Below are 6,901 nucleotides of genomic sequence, written 5' to 3' on the forward strand. Positions count from 1 at the left end.
GTACTGATCACATGAAGGAGAAGCACCTTGGTGTTCCGAAGAACGTTTCGCAGCAGGGCCGCGGCCGCACTGGCGACCGGAACGTTGGCCGCCACCGGCCTGGTGGTGCTGGCCGCTCCCGCGGCACAGGCCACGGTGGTCGAGTACACGTCCGAGTGCGTCAACGACTTCATAGGCTCGGTCGGCGAGGTCCCGAGCAAGTACGACGTCACCGTCTCGCCGGTCAAGGACACGTACACGGTCGGCGACCAGGTGACGGTCGACTGGAAGTGGCTGACGTACCCGAAGGTTCCGGACCGCAGCCCGTTGGAGACGCTTCCGGAGAACTCGACCCAGCCGTTCGGCGATATCGCCCTTGCCGGAGCCCAGGTCGACACCGTGCAGGTGTCGGGCCCGCAGGAGCATCCCGCCGCCAACCGGGGTGAACCGCTGATGGTTCCGGACATGACCGGGACCTTCACACTCACCGGCCCCGGCGCGGTGACCCTGACGCCGAAGGGCTACAAGACCGTCACCACGCTCGGCGCCATCAAGTCCGCCACGGCTTGCGGCCCGGTCGCCGGACAGGAGCCGGGCGTCGTCGTGACACTGAACGTCGAGGGCGCGCCGACCCCCGACCCGGTGATCAGCGCTCCGGCCGAGACCCACACCGGGTGGGAAATCGACCTGACCGGCAGCAACTTCGCGCCCAACGCGACGCCGCAGCTGTCGCTCTGCAACGGCGACGGGACCAACTGCCTTCCGGAGCGGTTCGCGTCGAACACCCTGGCCGTCGACGGCGAGGGCAAGCTGACCGGCAAGGCGACCCTCGCGCCGTCGCCGTTCCAGATCCCGGACGGCGCGTATGTGATCAGGGTGTCGGACGGGCTCAAGGCCGCCCTGTCGCCGCTGATCGTGACCCGGTACGTGTCGCCGGATCCGCGTGTCGCGACCGCCACCCCCGACGTGGTGGGGGTGGGGGATACCGTCACGGTCACCGGCAGCGGCTGGAACGCGGTGGGCAACGTCAACATCGTTCCGGTGGCGGCGGACGGCAGCCTGACCGGCTCGACGGTCAGCGCGTTCACCGATCCCTTCGGCAAGTTCACCGCGCAGGTCGCCGTGACCGACACTTCCACCACGCAGATCCGGGTCAGGGAGGGCATCTCCTCGACGAAGCGGGTCTTCGTGCCGATCACCGTCCGCACCACCCCGCCGCTCCCGCAGGACGTCTCGGCGAACCTCGCCGCGGGTTCGCTGAGCATGTCGCAGGCGGGCGACGGCATCGACTTCGGGACAGTGCAGCTCAACGGCGAGGCACAGACCGTCACTTCGTCGCTCAACCAGGTCACCGTCCTGGACGCCCGGGGTGGCAACCTCGGCTGGACGCTCACCGGTTCGATGACCGACCTGGTGGCCCCGAACGGCACGGACAAGATCCCGGCGGGCAACCTTGCGTGGACCCCGTCCTGTGCCGCGCTCCCCGGCAGCCTGAGCACGGTCGCGAACGGCACCCCGGGCCCGCTGGCTTCGGCCGCATCGACGCTGTGCAGCGTGGGCGCGGACGGCTCCACCAGCGGGGGACGCTTCACCGCGGATGCCGAAATAACCCTCACCACCCCGGAGTTCGCCGCCTCCGGCGCCTACACCGGGACCCTCACCCTGACCCTGATCTGACCTCGTCCGGTCCCCGCCCGCACCGGGCGGGGGCCGCGTGTGCAAGGGAGTGAACAGTTGTCGCGCAGACTCATGCCCCGACGAGCCGCGGTGGCGGCCGGGGTGCTCGCGCTGGCCGGGGGGCTGCTGGCCGCCGCCCCCGCCGCGCAGGCCCAGGAAGTCACCTTCACCTCGCAGTGCAAGAACCTGCTGGCCCCCGGACTGCCGATTCCGCCCTCGGAGACGAAGGTGGACATCCAGATCAGTCCGGTGAAGGACACGTACGCCGTGGGCGACCTGGTCACGGTGAAGTGGAAGTGGGGCTCATACAGCAACGTTCCGGAGAGCAGCCCTCTGGAGGCGATCGAGGCCGACACCACGAAGCCGGTGGGGCAGATCAACCTGACGGGTTCTCAGCCGGGCGTCCTGACCGTCGAGGGTGAGCGTAAGAACGAGCGCACGCTGCGGGGGCAGCCGCTGGTCATCACGGATATGACGGCGACCCTGTCGCTGACCGCGACCGGCACGCTCGACTTCGCCCCCAAGCAGTACTCGACGTTCACGCAGGTCGGTACCTTCGACGCGGAGACCGAGTGCCTGCCGCTGACCACTCCCGGGGTCTCGACATCGATCACCGTCGAGGGAGGGCAGGTTGACCCGCGCACGCTGGACGCCCCGGACACCGAGGTCAAGCCGGGCGACACCATCACGCTCTCCGGGACCAAGTTCGCACCGAACACCGCCGCGCAGCTCAGCCTGTGCGAAGGGGACGGCAGCAACTGCCTGGCCAACCGGTTCGCGGCGAACATGCTTGCCATCGACGGTAGCGGCAACCTCGCCGGAACCGCGACGCTCGCCACGAGCGGCGTGCCGGACGGGACGTATCAGATCCGCGTGACCGATGGCGTGGGAGAGGCGCGCGCCAATCTCGTCGTCAAGGCATTCGTGCCGGGCGGGCCGCGCACGGTGGTCGCGGACGTCAGCAGCGGGCCACTGGGCACGACCGTGCACCTCACGGGCGAGAACTGGACCGGGAACCGCGCGATCAACATTTACGGGCTGAACGCGGACGGCTTCCCGCTCCTGCCGGCCGTGAACCTGGCCACCACACCCGACGGGAAGTTCAGGGCCGACTACACCGTCAATGACCCGACGCTCACGCATATCCGCATCCGCGAGGGGACTTCGTCGGTGAACCGGGTCATCATCCCGTTCACCATCGTCTCTGGGGCGAACGCCACCCAGGAGGCATCGGTCGCGCTGACACCGGGGACGCTGGCGATGACGCAGGCGGGTACCGCGATCGACTTCGGTACGGCGACGCTCAACGGTCAGGCGCAGACGCTGAACGGCAGCCTGAACCAGGTGACGGTCACGGACTCCCGCGGCGGCGCGTTGGGTTGGTCTCTGACCGGCACGATGACCGATCTCGTTGCGGCGAACGGGACCGACAAGATCCCGGCGGGCAACATCGCGTGGACCCCGTCGTGCGCGGCGGCACAGGGCAGCCTGGACGAGGTCGCGAACGGCACGGCCGGACCGTTGGGTTCGACCGCGTCGATGCTGTGCAGCGTGGCACCGGACGGCTCCACCACCGGCGGACGGTTCACCGCTGATGCCCAACTGGCGCTGACTACACCTGAATTCGCGGCGGCAGGGTCGTACACCGGAACGCTCACCCTCACGCTCATCTGAACCTGAGACGGCAAAAGGCGGTGGGGGGGGGGTGGGNACGGTTCACCGCTGATGCCCAACTGGCGCTGACTACACCTGAATTCGCGGCGGCAGGGTCGTACACCGGAACGCTCACCCTCACGCTCATCTGAACCTGAGACGGCAAAAGGCGGTGCCGGGTGCACGGAGGAATCCTCCGCGCACCCGGCACCTTTGTTCTCCGGTCAGATGACCTGGTACGCGCGAATCACGGTTGAGGTGACCGAGTTGCCGGAGGTGTCGGTACCGGAGATGCGCAGCGACACGAAACCGGCGGTCGGATTGGGAATGGTGATGGCGGCCAGGCCCTGGGGAGCGGTGATGGCCGGCAGGCTGGTCCAGGTCTGCCCGTCATCGGTGGAGTACTCCACGGTCCCGGACGTCACCGACGCGAAGGTCGACCCCACACCAGGCTGGTACTCGAACCCCACAAGGCACGTCAGGTCCGTCCCCGCGTTGACCTGGTTGTAGTCGTTCATGTCCTGGAGACCGCAGACCGGCCTGGCCCCGAAGAGCGGCAGCGAAGCCTCGGTTGCCGGGTCGGTGTGCGCGGAGTTGAACGTCCAGTCGACCCGAACTCGCGTCGACAGCAGGGAATACGGCACGGTCCGGGACATTGACGCGGACAGTGTGTACGTACTCGCCGTCGGCGGGACCGGCACTTGGAGCGCCATGCTGTACATCCCGGCATACGGGTGCGCGGAGGCGAGTACGTGGCCGCCGCTGCTGAGCGTCATCTCGGCCCCCGGGTCCGGGACGGCCATGCCGAGGCCTCCGGTCCACCCGTCACCCAGCAGGGACGGCAGGTTGGTGTGTCCAAAGCTGATGACGTCGCCCTGCCGGGTGCCGACCTTCGTCGGCAGCGTCGGCCCGATGACGGCGGATCCGCGGATCACCCCTGAGGTGCCCACCGGGTAAGCGGCATACGTCCTGTCGTCCATGCTGTGCGTGTAGGCGCCTGGCGCGGTCAGATCGAAGTTCCCCTTCCACGCCGTGTCCTGATTGGACGTCAGGTACTCGTCGACGCGATCCGGCACCTGGATCTCCTCGAAGAACCCGCTGCCGAGCTCGATCCCCTTGTAGAGCGCGGAGTGCGCGACCACGCCGGTCGCGGGGACGCCCTGGGCCTTGTAGGTGGTGTCGAGGTGGGCCATGGTCGCCTTCGTCGCCGCAAGCCCCGGGCTGGTCGGCACGCCGTTGTCGCGGGCCTCCAGGACCTCGTAGCGGTACGGGCTGTTGTCGGTGCCGTCCGACCAGGTCGACAGGTTGAGGTACGTCATGCCGGGCGTGCTGATCGGAAGCACGCGGAGGTTGTCGATGGCCGGGGTGGTACCGCCGCCCCGGTTGAGCACCATGGTGACGTAGGGGAACTGGTCGTTCCCGGTGAGCGCGGCCAGTTTCACACTCGTCCGTACGGCTCCCGCTGTGTCAACGGAGCCGCCGATGGGCACCATCTGGCGTGCGTCGAAGGTGAGTGTGGTGTTGGCGGAGACGGTCACCCTGCGGAATGCCACGTTGTAGCCGACGGTCGTCCCAGTCGTCGAAGGCTGCCGTTCGTCCATCAGCGCCAGCACCGAGTAGGTGCCCGCCGGGAACGTGCAGGAACTCCCGCAGTTCAGCGCGCCGTTCGTGATCTGATACGTCTGCGCCTGACCGCTTTCGTGGTGGAAGAACTGCACGACGCCTGCGGTCGGCGCGCCGCTGCGGTCGAGGGCGCTGACGGTCAGCGTCGGCCTCGCGACCGCGATGTCGATGGCGACGAGGACCGAGACGACAGCGGTTCCGTTGGGGTCGCGGCCGGTCAGCCGCGCGTAGTAGGTGCCCGGCGGTGCGGCGTCCGCGTGGGCGGTGACGACCACGCTCCCGAAGGCCGCCGGTGCGGTGGTCACCGGCGTGGACGTCACGGTGGCGAGCCCGGCGGGTGCGGGTGCGCCGAGTTCGGTGAACGCCTCGACGCCGAAGGTCAGCGTGACGTCCTGCGGCCCGTTGTTGAGGTAGTCGGCGGACGAGGAAGCGGTCTGCCCCGCGGTGTGCGGCTGTGGCAGCGAGATCGGGGTCACGTGGTAAGGAACGACCGTACGAGAGAGCGCCGCACCGATGTCGAGCAGCCCGGCGCCTTGCTGGAACGCGGTCGCGCCCGGCAGTTCGCGGGCGGACTCCAGCAGCGCGCCCTTGATGTGCCAGCCGTACCAGGTCGGATGCTGTTGGAGCAGGATCGCCGCGGCAGCGGACGCCATCGGTGTGGCCATCGACGTGCCGTCCAAGCCAACGTAGTTGGTGTCGATGGGGAGACCAATCGTGGAGCCTGCGGCACGAGCCGCGACGATCCCGGCGCCGGGCGCGACGAGGTCCGGCTTGACGTTGTTGTCGATGGACGGTCCGCGGCTGGAAAAGCCCGCGACCCGGTCGCCGGACCAGATGGCACCGACGGTGAGCGCGGCCTGGGAGATGCCGGGCGCGTCGACGGTACGCGACGCGGAACCGCGGTTCCCGGCCGCCACGATCATCACCCGGCCACCCCAGGTGGCGTGCAGGGAGACCATGTCGGTCAGTGGGTCGCTGCCGGGGGCGGCGGGGCGTCCGAGGCTGAGGTTCATGATCTTGATGTTCTGGTTCGCGGCCCACTCGATTCCGGCCATGACCGCCGAGTCGGGGCAATGGCCGGTGTTGTCGCAGACCTTGGCGACGGCGAGGTGCGCGCCCGGCGCGATCCCCTTGTAGCGGCCGTTGGACGCGGCCCCGGTTCCGGCGATGATCGAGGCGACGTGCGTGCCGTGCCCGTGCGCGTCGACGGTCCCGTTCGGGGACGACGTGAAGTCCTGAGACGCCGTCACCACCCCTTGCAGGTCAGGGTGTGTGGGGTCGTAGCCGGTGTCGAGCACGGCCACGGTCACGCCGGTGCCGGTGTAGCCCTGTTGCCAGGCGGGTGCGACGTTCACCTGGGAGCGGCTGGCGTCCAGCGAGATTTCGGACTTCGCGTCGATCCAGATCTTGTCCATCCGGCCGCCGCCAAGTGGCTTGGCACGGTTGGCCGTCAGGCCCTGTGGGACCTTGCCGACGAGTTCGTTCCACAGGTCGTCGGCCTTGGCCTTGTCGGCCTTGAGACTCTCGAAGCCGGAGTCGCGCGGGTCCTTGAAGTCCCGTAGTTTCTCGGTGCCTTTGGGCGGTGCGGTCTTGGCGTCGACACCCACGGCGCGCTTGCCGAGCAGCGGCAGTGAGGGGGTGTGCGCGTCGTCGTACCCCCACGCGATCATCTGCGTGACGTTGAAGAGGCGCGGGTCGATCTTCCCGGCCTGGATCGCCGCGACCGCGTCGTGCGGTACGACGGCGACACCTTGGCTGTCGTTGGTGACGTGCATCGGGATGCCGTCGCGGCCTTCCGCAGGCCGCACGCTGACGGACGGCTTGCCGTCGCCCCGACGCACGGTCACCTTGTCGCCGGTGATGAGGGTGACGGTCGCGTCGGGCGTGCCGAGTGGCGCTTCACCCGGCACCGCGGCCGGACGTACGCCCAGCGCGCCGGCGTCAACCGACGCGGGGGGCGAGGATGAGT

Annotated in this window: 3 protein-coding genes; 2 read left to right on the forward strand and 1 reads right to left on the reverse strand. The window is 68.9% G+C overall.

The window, feature by feature from the left end; genetic code table 11:
• Positions 1-27: 27 nt before the first annotated feature.
• Together ACRX5S_RS26115 and ACRX5S_RS26120 are read left to right on the forward strand one after the other, a co-directional pair.
• Positions 28-1,656: a hypothetical protein gene (locus ACRX5S_RS26115; RefSeq protein ID WP_436775529.1), complete on the forward strand. Its 1,629-nt coding sequence runs from the start codon at positions 28-30 to the stop codon at positions 1,654-1,656.
• A 72-nt stretch (positions 1,657-1,728) separates the two neighbouring features.
• Complete coding sequence (locus ACRX5S_RS26120) at positions 1,729-3,330, forward strand: hypothetical protein (protein ID WP_436775530.1); 1,602 nt, start codon at positions 1,729-1,731, stop codon at positions 3,328-3,330.
• Between the two features lie 203 nt (positions 3,331-3,533).
• On the opposite strand, the gene ACRX5S_RS26125 is transcribed toward ACRX5S_RS26120, so the two are convergent.
• Positions 3,534-6,901, reverse strand: a 3,368-nt coding sequence (locus ACRX5S_RS26125; protein ID WP_436775531.1) for a S8 family serine peptidase, incomplete at its 5' end; no start/stop codon positions are given.

The sequence above is a fragment of the Yinghuangia sp. YIM S09857 genome (assembly GCF_051388915.1).
In the GTDB taxonomy this organism is placed as follows: domain Bacteria; phylum Actinomycetota; class Actinomycetes; order Streptomycetales; family Streptomycetaceae; genus Yinghuangia.